The 19,788-nt window shown below is 46.5% G+C and carries 21 protein-coding genes and 1 pseudogene; 11 read left to right on the forward strand and 11 right to left on the reverse strand.

Annotated elements, in window-relative coordinates; genetic code table 11:
* Position 1 precedes the first annotated feature (1 nt).
* Together rd and MKX30_RS18620 are read left to right on the forward strand one after the other, a co-directional pair.
* Positions 2 to 172: a rubredoxin gene (gene rd / locus MKX30_RS18615; protein ID WP_007432984.1), complete on the forward strand. Its 171-nt coding sequence runs from the start codon at positions 2 to 4 to the stop codon at positions 170 to 172.
* A 61-nt stretch (positions 173 to 233) separates the two neighbouring features.
* The gene (locus tag MKX30_RS18620; protein WP_028540837.1) at positions 234 to 938 is read left to right on the forward strand and encodes a Crp/Fnr family transcriptional regulator; all 705 of its coding nucleotides are present in this window, start codon (positions 234 to 236) and stop codon (positions 936 to 938) included.
* Between the two features lie 131 nt (positions 939 to 1,069).
* Here MKX30_RS18620 and MKX30_RS18625 read toward each other — a convergent pair whose 3' ends face one another.
* The 3 genes from MKX30_RS18625 to MKX30_RS18635 form a co-directional block, all read right to left on the reverse strand.
* Entirely contained in the window at positions 1,070 to 2,830 is a 1,761-nt protein-coding gene (locus MKX30_RS18625) for a glycosyltransferase 87 family protein (RefSeq protein ID WP_341063228.1), read from the reverse strand.
* Between the two features lie 99 nt (positions 2,831 to 2,929).
* Entirely contained in the window at positions 2,930 to 3,640 is a 711-nt protein-coding gene (locus tag MKX30_RS18630; RefSeq protein ID WP_076264552.1) for an MBL fold metallo-hydrolase, read from the reverse strand.
* A 195-nt stretch (positions 3,641 to 3,835) separates the two neighbouring features.
* Positions 3,836 to 4,390: a TetR/AcrR family transcriptional regulator gene (locus MKX30_RS18635; protein WP_023990922.1), complete on the reverse strand. Its 555-nt coding sequence runs from the start codon at positions 4,388 to 4,390 to the stop codon at positions 3,836 to 3,838.
* Between the two features lie 153 nt (positions 4,391 to 4,543).
* Here MKX30_RS18635 and MKX30_RS18640 point away from each other — a divergent pair, with 153 nt between their 5' ends.
* Entirely contained in the window at positions 4,544 to 5,218 is a 675-nt protein-coding gene (locus tag MKX30_RS18640) for an SDR family NAD(P)-dependent oxidoreductase (protein ID WP_023990923.1), read from the forward strand.
* Positions 5,219 to 5,309: 91 nt separating this feature from the next.
* Here MKX30_RS18640 and MKX30_RS18645 read toward each other — a convergent pair whose 3' ends face one another.
* Together MKX30_RS18645 and MKX30_RS18650 are read right to left on the reverse strand one after the other, a co-directional pair.
* On the reverse strand, positions 5,310 to 5,951 hold the full coding sequence (locus MKX30_RS18645; RefSeq protein WP_071558063.1) for an SDR family oxidoreductase: 642 nt from the start codon (positions 5,949 to 5,951) through the stop codon (positions 5,310 to 5,312).
* A 100-nt stretch (positions 5,952 to 6,051) separates the two neighbouring features.
* Positions 6,052 to 6,651: a TetR/AcrR family transcriptional regulator gene (locus MKX30_RS18650; RefSeq protein ID WP_053326378.1), complete on the reverse strand. Its 600-nt coding sequence runs from the start codon at positions 6,649 to 6,651 to the stop codon at positions 6,052 to 6,054.
* Between the two features lie 243 nt (positions 6,652 to 6,894).
* On the opposite strand from MKX30_RS18650, the gene MKX30_RS18655 reads away from it, so the two are divergent.
* The 5 genes and pseudogenes from MKX30_RS18655 to MKX30_RS18675 all read left to right on the forward strand — a co-directional run bounded on the left by MKX30_RS18655 (position 6,895) and on the right by MKX30_RS18675 (position 10,430).
* Complete coding sequence (locus MKX30_RS18655) at positions 6,895 to 7,635, forward strand: ABC transporter ATP-binding protein (protein ID WP_341063229.1); 741 nt, start codon at positions 6,895 to 6,897, stop codon at positions 7,633 to 7,635.
* Positions 7,632 to 8,393 carry an ABC transporter permease gene (locus tag MKX30_RS18660; RefSeq protein WP_025724094.1) on the forward strand — a complete coding sequence of 254 codons (762 nt, stop codon included), beginning with the start codon at positions 7,632 to 7,634 and terminating at the stop codon, positions 8,391 to 8,393. The genes MKX30_RS18655 and MKX30_RS18660 overlap by 4 nt, the downstream gene beginning before the upstream one ends.
* Positions 8,394 to 8,517: 124 nt before the next feature.
* Positions 8,518 to 8,865: pseudogene (locus tag MKX30_RS18665) on the forward strand (KGG domain-containing protein).
* A gap of 234 nt (positions 8,866 to 9,099) precedes the next feature.
* Positions 9,100 to 9,396: a hypothetical protein gene (locus MKX30_RS18670; protein ID WP_053326380.1), complete on the forward strand. Its 297-nt coding sequence runs from the start codon at positions 9,100 to 9,102 to the stop codon at positions 9,394 to 9,396.
* Positions 9,397 to 9,527: 131 nt separating this feature from the next.
* Positions 9,528 to 10,430 carry a helix-turn-helix transcriptional regulator gene (locus tag MKX30_RS18675; protein ID WP_341063230.1) on the forward strand — a complete coding sequence of 301 codons (903 nt, stop codon included), beginning with the start codon at positions 9,528 to 9,530 and terminating at the stop codon, positions 10,428 to 10,430.
* Positions 10,431 to 10,621: 191 nt separating this feature from the next.
* Here MKX30_RS18675 and MKX30_RS18680 read toward each other — a convergent pair whose 3' ends face one another.
* The 3 genes from MKX30_RS18680 to MKX30_RS18690 form a co-directional block, all read right to left on the reverse strand.
* Positions 10,622 to 11,227, reverse strand: coding sequence for a zeta toxin family protein (locus MKX30_RS18680; RefSeq protein WP_028540845.1), 606 nt, complete (start codon positions 11,225 to 11,227; stop codon positions 10,622 to 10,624).
* Positions 11,224 to 11,397, reverse strand: a complete 174-nt coding sequence (locus tag MKX30_RS18685; protein ID WP_023990932.1) for a hypothetical protein — start codon at positions 11,395 to 11,397, stop codon at positions 11,224 to 11,226. The genes MKX30_RS18680 and MKX30_RS18685 overlap by 4 nt, the downstream gene beginning before the upstream one ends.
* A gap of 484 nt (positions 11,398 to 11,881) precedes the next feature.
* A complete protein-coding gene (locus MKX30_RS18690) occupies positions 11,882 to 12,385 on the reverse strand; it encodes a hypothetical protein (protein ID WP_341063231.1) in 504 nt (167 codons plus the stop codon).
* Between the two features lie 256 nt (positions 12,386 to 12,641).
* Between MKX30_RS18690 and MKX30_RS18695 the strand changes: the two genes are divergently transcribed.
* On the forward strand, positions 12,642 to 13,823 hold the full coding sequence (locus MKX30_RS18695) for a serine hydrolase domain-containing protein (protein ID WP_069081061.1): 1,182 nt from the start codon (positions 12,642 to 12,644) through the stop codon (positions 13,821 to 13,823).
* Here MKX30_RS18695 and MKX30_RS18700 read toward each other — a convergent pair.
* Positions 13,809 to 14,252, reverse strand: a complete 444-nt coding sequence (locus MKX30_RS18700; protein ID WP_028540848.1) for an Lrp/AsnC family transcriptional regulator — start codon at positions 14,250 to 14,252, stop codon at positions 13,809 to 13,811. The two genes, MKX30_RS18695 and MKX30_RS18700, sit on opposite strands and share 15 nt — an antisense overlap.
* 156 nt (positions 14,253 to 14,408) lie before the next feature.
* Between MKX30_RS18700 and MKX30_RS18705 the strand changes: the two genes are divergently transcribed.
* Positions 14,409 to 15,587, forward strand: coding sequence for an MFS transporter (locus MKX30_RS18705; RefSeq protein WP_069081072.1), 1,179 nt, complete (start codon positions 14,409 to 14,411; stop codon positions 15,585 to 15,587).
* A 101-nt stretch (positions 15,588 to 15,688) separates the two neighbouring features.
* Here the strand turns inward: MKX30_RS18705 and MKX30_RS18710 are convergent, their stop codons facing one another.
* The gene (locus tag MKX30_RS18710) at positions 15,689 to 16,396 is read right to left on the reverse strand and encodes an SDR family oxidoreductase (protein ID WP_069081059.1); all 708 of its coding nucleotides are present in this window, start codon (positions 16,394 to 16,396) and stop codon (positions 15,689 to 15,691) included.
* A 59-nt stretch (positions 16,397 to 16,455) separates the two neighbouring features.
* A complete protein-coding gene (locus MKX30_RS18715; RefSeq protein WP_069081058.1) occupies positions 16,456 to 17,400 on the reverse strand; it encodes an AraC family transcriptional regulator in 945 nt (314 codons plus the stop codon).
* Positions 17,401 to 17,566: 166 nt separating this feature from the next.
* On the opposite strand from MKX30_RS18715, the gene MKX30_RS18720 reads away from it, so the two are divergent.
* Positions 17,567 to 19,765 (forward strand): glycoside hydrolase family 52 protein, encoded by a 2,199-nt coding sequence (locus tag MKX30_RS18720; protein WP_341063232.1) that lies wholly within the window; start codon positions 17,567 to 17,569, stop codon positions 19,763 to 19,765.
* Positions 19,766 to 19,788 lie beyond the last annotated feature (23 nt).

Here is a 19,788-nt window from a genome sequence, read left to right on the forward strand (position 1 = left end):
GATGAAAAAATATGTATGTCAGCCCTGTGGATACATTTATGATCCTGCTATCGGTGACCCCGATGAAGACGTTATGCCCGGTACAGCGTTTGAGGATCTTCCAGAAGACTGGGTTTGTCCAGTCTGTGGTGAGGATCAAAGTCATTTTGCCCCAATAGATGATACAGAATAACAACCATGCGCTATAACCTGTAGTTTCCGGTTTATGAATGGAGTGAATGAATGTGAATGAGATGTCCTGCCCCTGCCAGTGCGAAAAGGAGCCCTGTGCCCGCAAAGTGCCTATCTTTTCCTCTTTGTCCTGCGAAGATTTGTGTAAGGTCAGCTCCATGATCCGACACCGAAAATACCAGAAAGGCGAGGCCTTGATTGTGGAGGAGCAGGCTTCCGATACGCTGTACATTATTAAAAGCGGGCATGTCAAGCTGCTGAAGATGACGCCTCAGGGCAAGGAGCAAATTCTGCACATTCTGACAACTGGTGATTTTTTTGGCGAGTTGAATATTTTTAACAGCGATGAGCTGAGTAACTTTAGTGCGTATGCCTTAAAAGATACTGATATTTGTATGCTCACCAAGGATGATATGGAGCAGTTGATCCGCGACAATCCCGATATCTCTTTGAAGCTGCTCAAAACCATTACTAAACGCTTGGCACATACCGAAAACCTGGCTCAAAGCCTAGCTACCAAAGACCCGGAAATCCGCATCGCCTACATGATTCTTGAGCTTGGACATAAATACGGCAAGCCGGATGGTTCCTACATTAAAATAAATCTCCCCCTTTCACGCGAGGAAATGGCTAATTATGTGGGTGTCACCCGCGAAACCATCAGTCGCAAATTCGGAAAATTTGAACAGCTGGGGATTATTCATAGCAAGGGTACAAGAGAGATTACCATCTGCGATGTACAGAAACTGAACGAATATATGGATTGAGACACATAGATACAATGTTACTCTAACATGAGGACAACAAAAAACCGCTTCTTTAACTTATGGATTGCAGTTGATCTATCAACCACTTCCATTTCGTTAAAGGGCGGTTTTTTAGCATATTTTATACTCCACTAACTATCAATTGTTGTGTTCACACTTGGGGAAGACGCACCCCATATAAGTTTCCCTGAAGGTGACTCCGATGGAAGCATGTCCTTGGGAGGGGCAGTCTCAATCGTGGTCGATTTGGAGCAATCCCACACTACTTTGACCAAATACCCAAACAACAACACATTCAACAATGATGTCACACACAAAATAATACCGTATTGATCCCGAGAGTTGGAGCTATAGAAAATATCGAAGGTGTTTAGGAAAATCGTAAGACTGAATCCACCCGCAAGCCACAAAAATCTGCGGTCTCGTAAATACAGATACGCCAGTACAGCTAACGCGGCCGCAGGGAACAAGTACCGTTCATGCATGCTGGAAGCGAAGGTAAATACACCTGCAATGAGCACCAGTGCAGCTGCCGCTGTAAATTGTGGTTTGCGACTGCGGATATACATCCACCACGTAAACAGAGTCACCAGCACAATGCAGATCATACCCCATGTATGGTAACTGAACAGGAACAATGTTGTAGTGTCCTGCGTATAATTGCCACCGATCAGTGCAAAGAAATTATATGCGTTCACCGAAGCATACGGATACTCGCCGACCGTTCCCTTGTATAGGTCAAGTAGCCATAACGGCTCCTGCCCCCACGAAAATGGTAATATGACCAGAATGGTCGTCACAACGGCACCGCCAATGGACAACAGCCAAGGCTGTATTTTACGTTGTCTCAGCAGCTCAAAGAACAAAACAGGCCCATAAATAATTCCCTGCGGCTTCATCAATACGGCTACCGTAAACAATACGGCTGACCAGCCGACCCGGTTTTCCACAAGCAGCACAATCATGCCCACAATCAGCATAGTAAAGAAAGAATCCACCTGCCCCCAGAAGGTCGAATTGATAAATACAGCTGGGTTAAACACGTAGAATATAGCCAATCCAAGGCTTATTCCATAGCCGACCCGTTTGCTTGCCAACCGGTACAGCATGTACGCTGTCACGATATCGGCTAATATATTGGGAAGCCGCAGCAGTACGGACATGTAGGGACTGAAAGCATCCGTAGAGCCGATTTGACCGATCACATATAAAATATAAATATAGAACGGCGGATAATCACTTGATCCGTTCGTGTAAAAGCCCGATAAGCTATCCGCTGCTGTCGTAGCCCAGTTCCGGAATAGCATTAAATCCATATGACCCGAGATCCATGGGGCGATCGCCATTCTTAAAAAGAACCCCACACCCAGCACTGTCCACAGCATCAGTCCCCGATTACGTTCCCCGAGCTTCCATTCACGAGCCCGAAAACGGTATGCAATAAACACGAATGCACCGAAGAACAAAGCGGCGAAAATCGCCAGCGGAGTAGCATAAGCAGATGAGGAGTTGCCACTTCTTCCACCACCCATACCACCGCCAGGACCGCCCATGCCAGATCCGTTACCAGACATGCCACCGGGCCCTCTGTGCTGTCCGTCTCTGGCAACACCACTGCCGCCCGAAGACGTATCATTCCCGGCCGTTGTACCTTTGTCACCCGATGTCGATGTTCCCTCAGTGGAGGAGTTGGTAGTTTGCCCCGGTCCTCCCATACCTCCACCAGGTCCGCTTCCTCCTCCGAACCCGCCGGATGGGCCCTGTCTAACAGCCGCAGACTGGGACGCAGAACTACCTGAATAACTCCATAACGAAACGACACTAGCGACAGCACACAATATGAGACTAAATAGAAGTATATATTTCAGACCGTTCGCTTTCCAAACGTTCAAATCCGATGCACCTCTCTCTGTTTCTATTTTCCCATATTGTATCTGCCTTAGCTTAGGACTTTGTGAGTTCTGGCTGAATGTTGGCTGAATACCGAATCATCACACTGAAGTTTGTCGTTCCAGCTCCATAATCGCCCTTTCCAGCTGAGATTGTGGATGCTTCAGCATGTTACCGTGACCGACAGCTAATAAAGATGGATTGAAACTCAGCAGCTTTTTGGCGCTTTTCAGCGAAATTCCCTTGTTCCAGGTAGCCAGTGCCGGAAAAGGAAACAGCGGCTTAAGCCTTCCCGATACCGCTATACCACCTCGGGTCTGGAAGGCGTCGCCTGCAATCAACGCACGGGTACGAGTATCCAAAAATGCCATCGAGCCCGGCGTATGTCCTGGTGCGCTGATCGCCAACAGCGAACCTACATGATCCCCATCCTCCAGTAAAACGTCAGGCTGGGTAAGGATATGCTTCGGTACATCGCCTCGAATAGGAGTATCCGGTTCTCCTGCCTCCAACGATACATCGCCCTGTAGCAGCGGTTCGTCCCGCCTTGAAATGAACACTTGCGCGTCAGGATACCTTGCCTTGAGCTTATCCAACGCACCCACATGATCCCCATGGGCATGGGTAAGTACAATTCGAATAATCGGCTGCCCGATCTGCGCCGCAGCCTGCGCTATACCACGGGTACTGTATGGCAATCCGGCATCTACCAAGGTGAGCCCCTCTTTCTCCTCCACCAAATAACAGTTCACTGGGAACAGCCGGGGCATAAACGTCAATTGATACACATGCTGCACCTGAACAATACGCATTTTAGCTCATCTCCTTGTCTTAATTATAAACTAATCATATTAGTATTATAAATAATATAATTAGTTTTAAGCAAATATTTTTGCTGCTATTCAGCCGGAGTTGGAGCTGGAACTGCTACGGGGACAATCATACTGAGAAAACAGCAAAAAGCATCCCCAGGACTCTGCCCCCGGGGATGCCTCTCACAACAAGAATTAACCTTTTCCTCCTGTTATTAATAACGAAGCCTTCTTGGCTATTTCCTCTTTATCAAACGGAGTATTTCCAGATGCCCATAAATAACCAGCCTCATGTATGATATTGGCATAAATAGGTACATAAAAACTCTTCTCTGAGTCTGTACATATGTTATCTAAACTTTTCACTAAATATTTTTTCAGCTCAATTAACATTTTTTCTTTCAACAGAGGCGCAAGACTTAAATAGCTACGACGACATTGAATTTTCGGTTGTTGATGAAAGTCACATACTGCTAGAACGAGTTGATTTATGGTGTCCTGATCGAACTCTACTACTCCTAATGTTCGTTTTTCAATGACGTTCGAAGCAGAGTCGTCAATCATGTAATCCAACATTTCGTACTTATCATTAAAATGTGCATAAAATGTAGCACGATTCACTTGGGCCCCTTTTGTTAGATCTGCTATTGTTATCTTTTCAAAATCCTTTTCATTCACTAAATTAACAAAAGCGTTAATCAATGATCTCTTTGTATGTGTCATTCGCATATTTTTTACTTTTGTCCCCACGTTCTGCCCTCCTTATTTGGCACATTTCTATTTTTGTTTCTATAACAACATTCTCATTTAATTGTTGGTTGTTCCATATATTAAGCGGGCTTATACTTACTAAAACAACATATGTTGCTTTAAAATATACCACAAATAAGGAGTTCATATAAGATGAAAACTATTGCAATAATTGGTGCAGGACTCGGGTTAGGTTTATCTATCGCGAAAAAATTCGGGGCGCAAGGGTTTAAGGTAGCTTTAGTTTCTCGTAATACAGAAAAATTGGAAATCATCACAAATGAACTAAAAAGCCTGAATATTGTAGCGCGCTCTTATGTCGCGGATATTACGGATTTGAACGCTTTAAAACAAGCCTTACTGGCTGCTAAAAAAGACTTAGGCAGTATTGATGTACTCGAATTCAGTCCTTATGCAGGATGGAGTAATTTCACAGATATTTTAGAAACAACGCCCGCAAGCGTCTTGGAACAAGTCAACAGCATTGTGCTTCCTGCAGTTCTATCCGTCAATGAAGTATTGCCTGACATGATCAGCAATGGTTCAGGCGCGATTCTATTTACAACGGGCATATCTGCCATGTTCCCTTTGCCCAGTCTTGGGAATGGTGGTATCGTGATGTCCGGCCTTCGAAACTATGCGACTAACCTGCATAATGAACTGAAAGAAAAAGGAGTTTTTGTAGGACACCTTTCAATCGGCACTTTCATACAAGCTGGTACGGCAGGAGATCCAGATATCATCGCAGAAGCTTGGTACAACTTATACGAGAAAAAGCATAGCTTTGAAGAAACATTCCCAAAAGGAATTGATCCAACCAAGCTGTAAAATTATTAAAGCGAGAAGATGACCATGGATGGCCGTCTTCTCGCTTTTTTGTCATTTATAAGCGTCCTCTGTGCAACAACTTCATCCGTAATTACAGCCTGATTGCCTCAGCAATAGGCGTACTGCCAGACACCAGATTAATTGCACGATGATACGTCTGCTGTTCCTCCAGCGCTGCTACCACCGCTGCCGCCACATCTTCACGGGAAATGGTGTGGCTGGTGAGCTCCTCACCGGTAGCAACTTTGCCGGCGCCCACATCATCCGTCAGGCCACCCGGGCGAAGAATCGTGTAGTTTAGGTTGCTCGCTTCCAACAGGCGGTCAGCGTAATGCTTCGCCACATAATACGGTTTAATGGATTCGGGCCACTTCTTTCGATTCTCTGCATGTAGGGCGCTGACCATAACGAAGCGTTGGATACCTGCTTGTTCGGCGGCTTCCATCGCCTTGACCGCTCCATCCAGGTCGATAAGCAGCGTTTTATCTGCACCTGTTTTCCCACCGGAGCCTGCTGTAAATACGACAGCATCGCTGCCTTTTATAGCTGCGGCAATTTCGCCAACCGTCCCTTCGAGGTCAGCTACCACCGTTTCTGCTCCCAAACGTTCAAGCGCTTCGGCCTGATCCGAATTTCGGATCAACGCCTTTACGCGATGCGATTCATTTTGCCCCAATAGACGGATAAGATGTCTGCCTACTTTTCCATTTGCACCAATCACCAGTACGTTCACTCATACCCCTCCTGTATTCGCAGTCTCTCATCTACATTATACAGATGTATTCTACCCTTCGGGTCTGCGACGCAATCATGTTAGCTGCATCAGGTTGAAATCAGACTTCTTTGGTAAGCTCGACATCTCGCTTTTGCCGCACACGCAGACCTGCCAAAAAGGTAGCCATCATCACCTCAATACTCCGGTCCACCTCCACAGGTAAACCAAAGCCGCCCTTTTGTTCAAGCGAGGCGAATCCATGAAGCAGACTACGGAATCCCCTCGCTGCATGAATGCAATCTTCTTCCTTGAAGCCATAACCACTGGACAGGACGGTAATGACCAGCTCGGCCACGCGATCCGCAGCCTGCCTCATTTCGGTATCATTTCGATCTGTTGCATACAGCATCGCTTCATACAAACCGGGTCGCTCCCGAGCATACCGCATATACGCCTTCCCCATAGCGGTCAGCGCATCTTCGCCCGCTCTACCCACCGCTGCGCTCATCAAAGCTTCCTCCAACTGTTCGAGGCTGTGCAATGCCAGTACTTGGCGCAGTCCGTTCAATCCGTTCACGTGGTTATACAAGGACGGAGGGCGAATGTGGAGTTTTTGAGCCAGCGTGGTGAGCGTGACATCCCCCATCCCTTGTTCATTGGCAATGTCCTCGGCAGCCCGCAGGATATCTTGCAACTTTACTCCGTTTCTAGGTGACATCATCCTGTCTCCTTTCATCGAATTTCTATGTAATCCGGTTCCTTATACCTATACAGAATTGATCCAGATTCTATTTTAACTAATCCTGTTAGTTTATACAAAGAAGATGCCGTTTACAACAGCCGGCCTGCATTGAACCTTTATAGAAGAGCATAGCAGTGATTACTGATATAATAAAAAAATAAGATCATAGAACGGATCTGATCCCTTTCTCGATCCCCTACAAAGGAGCTAGCTATATCTATGGAATCCAAGCCACTTCCAGCTATTGAATTCAATCACATTATCAAATATTTCGCCGGGTCTGGACAGCAACGTGCTGTTCTGAACGGGATTACGGCAAAAGTTTCCCCCGGCAAAATCACCACGTTGGTCGGTCCATCGGGGTCTGGTAAAAGCACGTTGCTTTCACTGTGCAACCTCCTAATGACACCGGATGAAGGGGACATCCGTGTCCTCGGCAAACCGATATCGGAGTGGGAGATCCCTGAACTAAGACGGAGAGTAGCATTGGTTTTTCAGGATGCCCCCATGCTTCAGGGAACTGTCCTGTACAATCTCCAAACCGTAGAACGGCTGCACGGTACAGTGCTGGATGATCCTGCCGGCCTGTTGGAACGCGTAGGACTCACCCACGATCTGTTGGAACAAAAGGCGCAGGAACTGTCCGGTGGACAAAGACAGCGCTTGGCCTTGGTGCGGACGCTCGCGAACCGCCCGGATATTTTACTGCTGGATGAGATTACTTCTGCACTGGACCCCGCCTCGGTCAAAGAGGTTGAGGAACTGCTGCTGCAAATGAACAAAGAAGAGGGAACAACGATGATCTGGATTACGCATCATATGGAACAAGCCCGCAGGGTAGGCCACGAGACATGGCTGATGATCGACGGAAGACTGGTAGAACAAGCGGATACGGAGACATTTTTTAATACTCCACAGCATAGTGAGACCCGCAGGTTTGTAGCAGGAGAATGGGTATGACGATTGTTGCCTTGATTCTCTCTCTCGGTTTTGTATTTATCGCCATCGTCATGTCCAAATCCTTCAAACTCGGTCTGGACCGAGACATTATCATCGCTACAATCAGAGCATCGGTTCAACTGCTGGCGATTGGATATGTATTGCATTTGATTTTTGGGATGCAAAGCTACGGATTTATCGTATTATTCATTCTGCTCATGATTACCGTAGCCTCACAAAATGTTGCGCGCAAAGGACGATTTATCCCCGGTCTCATGTGGAAGTCATTCCTGACGCTGCTGTGTGTGGAAATCGTTACGCAGGCGTTCCTGATTGGCCTGCATATTATTCCGGCGACAGCCCGATATATGATTCCGATTAGCGGCATGATCATTGGCAGCTCCATGATTTTGTCCAGCCTGCTGGTGTCCCGGCTCAAGTCGGAAGTTCTGCTGCGCAAGCCTGAAATCATGCTCATTCTGGCGCTAGGCGGCACGCCTAGACAAGCCATCTTCCCTATACTCAAGGATTGCATACGTTCCAGTATGATTCCAACCATTGAGGGGCAGAAAACGCTGGGGCTTGTCCAGCTTCCCGGCATGATGACCGGACAAATCATCGCAGGTGCCAATCCGATTGCCGCCGTGCGTTTGCAATTGCTAATCGTATTCACTACCATGACCTCTGCTATTTTGACCAGCGTGCTGCTCAGCCTGTTCATTTATCCGGCATTATTTACCCGCCAGCAACAATTGAACACAGAAGCATGGGAACGCTAATCGAGGCGAATATATCCAGTTATTTACCAGATTCCACAAAAAGGTAGACATGTTTAATTCCTGACATGAAGGTTAATAGATACACGAACACGCTTTACTAAAATTCGATGAGGAGTGATTGAACATGGCTAACAACAACCAAAATGGCAAACTGAGTCGCGAAGAAGCAGGACGTTTAGGTGGAGAAGCTACTGCTAAAAATCACGACAAAGAATTTTATCAGGATATTGGCGAAAAAGGTGGCGAAGCCACTTCCAAAAATCATGGCAAGGACTTTTACTAGGAAATCGGTGAAAAAGGCGGCGAAGCCACTTCCAAAAACCATGACAAGGACTTCTATCAAGAAATCGGACGCAAGGGCGGTGAAGCCCGTGGCAATTCAGACCAGAGTGATAGCGACGGGAAAATGAGCAGGGAAGAAGCTGGCCGTAAAGGCGGCGAAGCCCGCGCACGTCAGCGTAGGGATAACTGATAATAGGGAATATGTGGTCGGTGCAATTGTAATGTAGAGGCACAGACTGCGTATAAACACGAAGTATAGTGGACGTTTATGTTATAAAAGCCTATCTGCCGTTGTTTTGGCAGATAGGCTTTTTGTGTGAAAGTTACTTTCGTCAACCGATCATACACCTTACAATATACATAAACAGGTTAATTAACCAATCATACATAAAATGAAAGAATGGATTATAGGAGGTTTGCGCGAATGTTGATTACAAAGAATAAAACGGCTGCAACTATTTTAAGAATTATATTTTTTTCACTGATTTTCAGCTGGATTTATTATTATTCAGGTCATCACTCAGCAGAAACCGCTAAATTAGTTAAAACTACAGATGATTACTTGGTCATACACAGAGATGCTTCTAACGGAAGTGAATATAAAGAATTATATATTTCCTCAAAGTCTGTGATCCCTCCTCTGGTTATAGGCAAACAATATTATTTCGTGTCTGATCAAAGGTACCTTCAACGCCCATATATCCGTTATGTAGAGGAGTAAAATAGAACAAGACAACAAGGACTAACATAGCCCTTGACTAAAGCTTCATGAATACAAAAGAGTGCATGCAACTCAAGTCAAATATTCCTGTATTCCGGCTGTTAAGATGGAGTCGAAAGGAGGGAACCCTCGTGTACGAATGGAACGAAATGGTCCAGCTTATGATCGATTGGATTGATAATAATCTTACTTCAGCACCTTCGTTGTTGAGAATGTCCAATCAGTTAGGCTACTCCCCTTACTACTGTACAAAACAGTTTCATTCTCTTACAGGAATGACGTTAAGGGATTATGTGTGGATGCGCCGGATTAGCCGTGCTGCAATGGAACTCCGGGATAGCAATGTCCGCATCCTCGATGTTGCAGTAAAGTATGGGTTTTCTTCACAGGAGGCTTTTACACGGGCATTTGTAAAAGCGTTTGAGGTAACTCCGGCTGTATACCAGAAGGAGCCCCGACCTATCCCGTTAGCCATTCGCGTTGAGGTGTTCTCTCCTTATCATTACCATTTGAAGGAGCGGGATAAGATGGTTAAGGATCATTTGCAAGAAGCTGAAGTCAAAATCGAGCGTATACTAGCACACAAATTTATTGGAATTTGGGATACTTCTTCACGAAACTACGGTGATTTCTGGAGAAACGGTCACAATTGTGATGAAATTTGCGGAACATTGGAAAGCATGTCTCATCTCAAGCTTCCCGAACAATTGGGCCAAACTGCGGGCTGGTTCTATCAGGATGGTCAGAAGGGCTATCTCTATGGAATACCGGTCGCCGCTGACTATGCCGGAGAGATTCCCGCAGGAATGAAGTGCCGGGACATCCCCGAATCAGATTACCTGGTGTTTTTTCACCCGCCCTTTAATTATTTAAAAAACAATGGAGACGTTATGAGAATGGTGGAGGAGAAGGCTTGGAACTTTGACCCTAGCAGCCTGGGGTATGAATGGGATGAGGAAACGAAGCAGGATTATCAGCGGCATTTCCCAGAAGGATATGGCTACGCAGTGTTACGTCCAGTGAAAAAAGTGTAGAGAAAAAGAATCCGAAGAAGCCGCTACGATCAGGGTGCTGTTCATCGTCTCGCTAAAGTCTGTTGAAAAATAATAACAGTCTATTACTAACGGGTCCCATTTTGAGGTGCAATACACATCGAATTGACATTGTGGACACAATACGATGTAAATATAGAATAAACCGATCACTGAATCATACAGTTGTCGGTTTATTCTTGATCAGTATTTTTATTTTGTAAGTAACTATCAATGATTTTAACCCAATCCGGTAACAACGCCACATGGTGTTTTATCGTTTCACTATCTGATTCCAATACAATCACGCCATCTGAGCTGCTGTTGTCAATGACAATTAAATGATCGATAAGTTTAAGATGTAAGAGAAGATTGTCCAGTGAGGTCTGATGCCGTCTTATAATATCAGCGGTATCAATGTGGTGACCCCCATTTCGAACTCGTGCAGCAACTCGCTCGATATTAAGACGATAATCACCAAGGCCCACATAAAACATAATAACTTCAAAGCCCTTTTCTTTTGCCACTCGCATTTGTCGAATCACATTGCCACCAGCAAGTGTCGTCTCTACAGTAAAATCTCGTTTATTTCTTATACAATCCCGCGCTAGCTTAATCGCTTCCTTTCCTGCCGATACTTTGTGTCGATCAGGGTTTTCACGATCAATCCCTCGCGCTAACGCATCTGGATCGATATTAACACTTACACCAAGTTTATCAACGATTAGATTACGAATTGTACTCTTACCACTTCCGTTGTTTCCTGCGAATACAAACATAGTAGCAAACGGCTCACTCATGATAAAATATCCTGTTCTTTAATTCGTTCGACTTGACCATTACTGTACTCTTTAACAAATTGACCATCCGGCGTTTTGTAGACAATATATGTGCCATTTGCTTTAGCGTCCAGTTTTGCTCTATCTCCAGTTAGTTTGATTAGCTTGCCTAGATCGTGTGTACGATTCATTCAGTCATCACCATCCCATACAATTCATATATCGAGAGTATATCACAAATCGAAAAGTCTGAAAGAATCCAGCGTCACTCAAAACCACACGAATACCGTACGTCTAAAAATCGTGACAAGTAAATAGGATCGAAATATCGTTCTTTTTAATACATTTTAATAAATAAATTTGGAATAAATGCTACTTCCAGCTTTTTGATTCGTCTATAACAACAAATACACTTGCGGAGGTATAGGCAATGAAATCTTTTCGTTTTTGGCTGGTCCTACTCTCATGTCTAGTTATTACTGTAAATATTACGGGGTATGACGACTACAATATACTATTAGCTATTATTAGTCCGTTGGTTTGGATGTATGAATCATTTCGATTTGTGCGAGAGGCAGACATCCCCATAGCCATTGTTTACTTCACTACCCTAGTTTTCTGGTATCTTATTGGATACGCCTTGGACCGTTTGATTAGAAAATTGAAAAATTAAAATCACTTGAAATTATCTTCCAAAATATTGTCTACCTTCTCAGGCTCGTACTCGATCGTTCTGTAGTCAGGTGATGAAGGAATCATATTGATCACAACATTTCTCATTTGTAGCTTGTACTTTCCTTCCTCAAAAGCAAGAACATGCTTAATGGAAGGTAACTCCATATTCTCATACTTCGTTATCGACGAAACAACAATCTTGGAAGGGTTAGAATCATCCACAGACACGATACGATAATCAATCGGTGTTCCCTGAGCTTTTAGAAAGTTAAGCCGTGCCTGTTCTGTTTTAAAGCGATAATCATCAGACAGTGAAAGCATCTTATCGTAATCGCGACTCATAGAAGCGTTCATATATTCTGAAAATGTCGAGACAGCAGCCTCTTTGGGCTTATCAGGAAGCTTATAAGTTTCCTTATCCCCTCCAAAACCTGTAGCAATTACAGTCAAAATCCCTCCGAGGACAACCAAGCAAGCCAACTTATTACGCGATACAAGCCTCAATAAATAAAACCCCTTTGTTGTAAATTTTACCACCTATTTTCAACGTATCTCAACTTAAAAAGCCACTGTAAAACGCAGTATAACTTTTTGTAAAACCCCATTCATTTAAATCCAAAGCCATTCTTTTAATATAATTTTATTTTAACGTTAATACTCACTGAACACCTTTGTTACCTTATGTAATGTCGCCTTCCCATCCTGTAAACTAAGTTCCATCAAGCGATAACCGCTGGATCATAGAGAGGATGAGATATTTATGAGTTTGGATAATAGAGTTTTTGCGATACAAGCTGGTCTGGACGGACGTGTAAATGCAGTTATAGATCAAACCCTTGCCGAGAAGCGCCTGGTCGGCGCAGTCGTCATGATATATATGGATGGTTCACCCGTGTATGTCCGAGCGGCGGGGCTGGCTGATCGAGAAGAACAACGTCCTATGCATGAGGATGCTTTATTTCGGCTTTCTTCTGTATCCAAACCGATTGTATCGACTGCGGCTTTGGTTTTGGCAGCCCAAGGATTGATTAAGCTCGATGAATCTATTGAACGCTGGTTGCCCGATTTTCGCCCCCGATTAATCAGTGGTGAGCAGCCCTCCATTACAGTACGCCAATTGCTGACACATACTGCCGGGTTGACCTATGGCTTTTTAGAGGAAGAAGGCGGCGGTCCCTATCATCGTGCAGGCGTATCAGATGGCATGGATTTTTCAAATCTTACGCTGGAAGAGAACTTGCAACGTTTGGCTTCTGTGCCTCTGTTATATACACCGGGTAAAGCATGGGGATATTCGATTGCTACTGATGTGCTCGGCGCTATCATTAGCCGTGTATGTGGCACAACCCTTGATGCAGCTGTTAAAAAGCTCGTTACAGAACCTCTCGATATGCACGACACCAGTTTCGCGGTCGCGGATGCTGGACGGCTTGCGGCTCCTTATGTCAACGATATATCAGAACCCCGGCGGATGCGTGAGCTTGAGGTTGCGCAGGTTTTTGAAGGCACCGCAGGACTTCGTTTTCAGCCTGCACGAGCCTTTGATTCCACGGCTTTCCACTCTGGTGGCTCGGGTATGATTGGCAGCGCAAAAGATTTCTTGCGGCTGCTGGAAACACTGCGAAACGGCGGCAATCCGTTACTTTCAGAGGAATGGGTCCGTGAAATGGGCACCATCCAGACCGGGAACCTTCCCTTGGCAGGCTGGCCGGGGCGGGGCTTTGGACTAGGATTCACCGTACTCCAAAATCCCGACGAAAGTGGAACAGCAGAATCACCCGGAACGTGGCGACTCGGAGGAGCTTACGGCCATTCGTGGTTCGTTGATCCCACACTAAGACTTAGTGTGGTCGCCTTTACCAATACAGCATTCGAAGGGATGTCAGGTCCGTTTACAACTGAGCTTTGCCAAGCCATTTACGGTAGCTCAAATAGGGTCTAATAAAGTGGGGGTTACATGTTTATGGTCTACAGGCGAGGACAGGACAATTAACGTGGTAGAGTGCCCGTGCTTTCCACACTCATCCCCGAACTGCTCCAGCTTGAGCATAGACTCAACCATGACTTTCAGTAAGTAATTTTGCTCACCGCTGATTCTATGGCATTCAATGACTTCGGGTGCAGATTGGCAAAACTCAACAAATGAATTGCATTGATTCGTATGCACGAGCACGTGAGCCATGATCGGCTTTCCAACTTTCTCATGTGAAACTATGGCACGATACCCGGCGATAATACCTTTATCCTCCATGCGCCGCACTCTTTCCGTTACGGCAGGCTGGGAAAGCCCAACCTCCTTACCCAGCTCGGTCATGGAGATACGCGCCTGGTTTTGTAGACACAACAAAATTTTATGATCCACTTGATCCATCAAATCCATCTCCTTAAGTCCAAGGTAATATTACAAAAACACAATTATTATTATGTATTATTCCGAATATCGCCTTATTATTTTATGATTTAATGAAATATTAGCACGCAAAATCAAGGACGTAAAGCAGGAAGAAGTGGAGAAGGAATGAAACTAATGAAATATAGTAAGCCCCTGCTTTTCATTGCGCTTGGCCTATTTGGTGTATACACGATCGAGTTCGGTGTGGTTGGCATTTTGCCAGTCATCATTGAACGTTTTCATATTACGGCAGCCCAGGCCGGGTTTCTTGTCAGTTCATTTGCATTGATCATCGCGCTGTTCGGTCCCTTCATGGTGCTATGGATGTCCAGGTTTAACCGCAAGCGAATCATGACAATGTCGTTGTTTGTTTTTGCCATAACAAGCTTGCTGTCAGCCTATACATCCAACTTTTATCTACTAGTGATTTTACGTATCATTCCGGCTCTGTTTCACCCGGTGTATTTCTCGCTTGCCTTTGTCGCCGCCACTGCGTTGTATCCCCCGGAAAAAGCAACGCAAGCTTCCGCCAAAGCCTTCCTCGGCACGAGCATGGGAATGGTACTCGGTATTCCAATTACGGCTTATATCGCCAATCAATTTTCATACGAGGCCTCCTTCTGGTTTACTGCAGTAGCGAATGGGATTGCGGGGATCGGTATTCTATTTATGCTGCCGGATACACCACAAGCCGAAATGTTCTCCTACCGGAAGCAGCTTGGCATTTTGCGTAAAATATCGCTGTGGCTCAATATCGGGGCGGCTACTTTTATTTTTGCAGCCATGTTCTCGGTGTATAGCTATTCTGCCGAATATTTGGGGCAAAATACAGGGATGAGCAGCAATGTTATCAGCTTTCTGCTTATTATTTTCGGCATCGGCGGAATGCTCGGCAATCTGTTGGCTGGCAAGCTCATGGGCTTGCATAAGGTACGCACCGCTCTTTTTCATCCAGTAGCCTTGGGGGGCACCTATTTGCTGTTGTACGGGATCAGTTCCTCATTTATCCCTACGCTCTTCATCATTATCGTGTGGGGGGCCGTTCATACCAGCGGACTGATTGTCGCCCAGATTTGGGTGATTGATGAGGCCAAAGAAGCTCCCGCGTTTGCCAACAGTCTTTATATCTCGTTTATTAACCTAGGGGTCTCACTGGGCTCGCTGGTAGGGGGGTGGTTTATGGTCAGAGCGGGGATTCATGGGACGCTGTGGAGCGGTTTGCTGTTCGCCATGCTGGCGATGGTATGCATCGGGTCTAAAGTGATTTACCCACGTATTTTGCGAAAATATAAAGGGTTAGATGTGCAAAGCTAAAGAGTTGCAAGAGGCAAGCCTGTTATCATAAAAAAACCGGTTCAACACTTTGTATGGTGTTGAACCGGTTTTTGTTTAAAAATTGATTCCTGCCTGTCGGATTAGATCAGCGTATAACCGCCATCTGGGAACAGCACGCTTCCGGTGGTAAACTTGTTCGTCATCAGATACAACACAGTATGTGCGATTTCCTCATTATACCCCACTCGACGGAGCAAGGTTACTTCCTTGTATTCCTCAAAAGCCTGTGCCCGCTGCTCACCCTCAGGGCCGTCTCTCCTGATCGTTCCAGGGGATACGACATTAACCCGTACTGGGGCCAATTCTACTGCCAACGCCTTGCCCAAACTTTCAATCGCGCCGTTAGCCGCTCCATATGTAGCACCAAACCCCATCGGTCGTTGACTGAAAGCCCCGGACATAAGGACGATCGAGCCGTCCTTGGAGATATGCGGTACCGCATGCTTGGCAGCAAAATATTGCGGCCAGAATTTCCCTTCGAACGGGGTTTTAGCCTTTTCCGTATCTATCGTGATCGGACCACGCGTGTAGCTGGCACCCGGTGTAAACAGATGGTCGAATGCTCCAACTTTTTCAAAAAACGCTTGAACCTCTTCCTCTATCTGATTATTCAGTTGGAAGGTTTCCACCGATTCGGCAGGGATGACCTTCTTCGCCTGCTCCAGTTTTTCTGCGGAACGCCCAGCGATCACAATGCTTGCCCCTTGCTTTGCTGCTTCTATGGCTGTTGCCAGCCCTATACCTGCACTGCCGCCAATCACGACGACACGTTGATTATGTAAATTCATATTATTCTCAGCTCCTTTATAAGGATTATATCATAACTATTTTAAAGACATACTTATTTTTATTCGAATAGGCTTTCCTGCACCGTGCTTTTGCGATAGGATGTCGGCGATTGGCCCGACCAGCGCTTGAATTGTCTGCTAAAATGCGCAATATCCCCATAGCCGAGCATATCGGCAATTTGTTGCACCGACCATTGCGGATCAGCCAACAGCAACTTGGCCTCATGCAGCACAAGCCCGGATAGATATACACGGGGAGATACGCCGAAAACGCTACGGAATACACGATTACAATGGGACACGCTAATACCTAGCTCGGATGAAATCCCCTCGATCCCATCCTGCTTTTCCACCGAGCCGGCCTGTCCATAAGGCTGATTCACTCTGCCCTGAAGACGACTGGCAATCTGATGGGCAAGCTCTGCCTGCACATATCCACGCCCCGGCAGATGGGCCGCTTCACTGGATACAGCCTCCCATAACGTTGCGAACAGTTCAAACACAGCAGATTGAATCCGCATTCGCTTTGCCACCGAATCACTACCTACTCCTATGTCTTCCGGCGCTGAAAGATCGAGCAACTTGCCCAGCGCTGGTCCCATCTGCCCTGCCACTGTTCCTTCAGCTGGAAACAGCACCTGCTCCAGACGACTCAGGAGCGAGAGAAACAGCTTATCATCAATATCGAAATGCATACAAAAATACGTAAATCCCTCTCCGTTACTATGGCTGGAGTGGACAATCCCCGGTCGCAGCAGCACCAGATCACCCTGTCGCTGGGTATAGCTGCGACCATCCACAACCATGATCTGTTCTCCCGCAAGCACGATGTTAATCTCATATTGAGGATGCTCGTGTAGCGGATAGCTCCACTCTCTTCCGACACTTCGTGTATGAATAGCAAACAAATTGACTGTGGTTCGCACATCGGGAAAAAAGAATTCCTCTCTGGCAACTGTAAGGTCTGGATGATGGGGGCGCTTCGGTAAACGTGATGTCGACATGTTTTCCCTCCTGGCTTACTTGCATGGATATACTCCAGTATATCGCTTTCAGCGCGATTTGGATAAATAGTTGAGCGATTTGACAATGGTTCCCCACCACATGACATGCTAGGCTCTAAGTGAAGTTACTCAAAGTTAAACTTTATCATGAAAGGGGTTTCATTATATGTCGAAAAATATATTTTATAACACACAGCATGCACCTATCGGTTCTTTTTCCAGCTTTACACTTGGGTTTAAGGGTAATCGCGGCGGACTTGGTTTGGAGCTGGGCAAGCCTGCCGATGAAAATGTATATATCGGGCTGCAATCCAGAGATGGCGGAGTATACGAGGCGCTTCCCTTTTTTACATCCACACAGGATGAAAGTGCCCGCTACGACGTGGAGAAAAAGGGTAAACGAACGGAACCGCTGCTTATGGCCTTTGCCGATTCAGACATTACCCGTGAGCTAAAAGCAGGAACGGATACATGGCAGGCTGGCGATTTGACGTTCCGGCTGTACTCTCCTGTTCGCCCAGTGCCCGAGCCGGGAACCGCGGGTATGGATGAGCTGCGGGCAGCGTTGGCCCCGGCGGTATTCGCCGAGCTAACCGTCGATAACACACAGGGGACTGCAGCGCGAAGAGCTTTTTTCGGCTATCAGGGCAGTGATCCGTATAGCGGCATACGCATTATAGGAGAAGATCCGCGTAGGGACGCTACGGATTCTACCCAATTAGAGGAAAGACTCACAGGCATCGGCCAAGGACGAAGCACAGCCATTGTGACCAACAGCAGTGAAGCGGTACCTGCCAGCGGATTTGCAATGGAGAAGCTGCTTGGGGAGACCATGGCCGAGAATTTATCCTTTGGCCTGGGCGCGACGGGTGCGCTTCTGATGGACGTTCCCGCAGGTGAGAAGCGCACATATGCCTTCGCCATATGCTTCTATCGTGGCGGCATTGTGACAACAGGCATCGAAGCGTCGTATTACTATACCCAGCTGTTCAAGGATATTGAAGACGTGGGAAGCTATGCGTTGAAGCATTTTTCAAACCTGACCGCAGCCTGTGTTCAGGCTAATCGCTGGATGGAGTCGGCCGACTTGAGCCCGGACCAGGAATTTATGCTCGCTCAGGCGATCCACAGCTACTATGGCAGCACCCAACTGCTTAGTCACCAAGCGGATGGAGAACCGATCTGGGTTGTGAACGAAGGCGAGTATCGGATGATGAATACACTCGATTTGACGGCAGATCAGCTCTACTATGAATTGATTTTAAATCCATGGACGGTACGCAACGAGCTGGAGTGGTTTGTCCAAAGGTACAGCTATCGGGATGAGGTACGCTTTCCAGGAGAGGAACAGACCTATACCGGTGGTATCACGTTTACGCATGATATGGGCGTCGCAAACGTGTTCTCCCGGCAGGGGTACTCCTGTTATGAGCTGGCTGGGATTGACGACTGCTTCTCTTACATGAGCCATGAGGAACTGGTGAACTGGCTTTGCTGTGCCACGGTATATATCGAGCAGACACAGGATCAGTCATTTACGACACGTATGCTGCCTGTCTTGTGTGACTGCTTCGAAAGCATGCTGCGGCGGGATCACCCCGACCCGGCACAACGAAACGGCTTGATGGGCTTGGACAGCTCTAGAACCCGGGGAGGCGCGGAAATTACGACCTACGACAGTCTGGACGTATCTCTGGGTCAGTCTCGCAACAACATTTATCTAGGCAGCAAATGCTGGGCAGTATATGTTGCACTGGAAAAGATATTTGCCTCAAAAGGGCTTAACTCCCTCTCACAGGAGGCTGGCTTACAGGCGGACAAATGCGCAGCAGCGATCACAGCACATATGACAGACAAAGGCTATATTCCTGCAGTTATTAAGGAGGGCAATGACTCGCAGATTATTCCTGCCATTGAGGGGCTGATCTTCCCTTATTTTACAGGATGTGAGGCTGCGCTTAAGCCTGATGGACGGTTCGGTGGATATATCCAAGCACTGCGGCGTCATTTGGAAACTGTACTGGTACCGGGAGTTTGCCTGTTTGAAGACGGAGGCTGGAAGCTGTCCTCGACCAGTAACAACTCCTGGCTGAGCAAAATCTATCTGTCACAGTTTATTGCCCGCGAGTTGCTGGAGCTGCCTTGGGAAGAAGCTGGGCAGGCCGCAGACGCTGCCCATGCCTCATGGCTCCTTCACCCTGAAGAATCCTATTGGTGCTGGAGCGATCAGATACTCTCCGGTATTGCTCACGGCAGTAAATATTATCCGCGCGGAGTTACCGCTATTTTGTGGATGTATGAAGGCAAGGGCAACCGTCTGACTCTCCCTGAGCATATGAGTCAGGATCAGGAACAGCATGTCTGAGGATCATCTTCACCTGCCCAAAA

The organism is Paenibacillus sp. FSL P2-0173 (assembly GCF_038008045.1).
GTDB classification, from domain to species: Bacteria; Bacillota; Bacilli; order Paenibacillales; family Paenibacillaceae; genus Paenibacillus; species Paenibacillus polymyxa_B.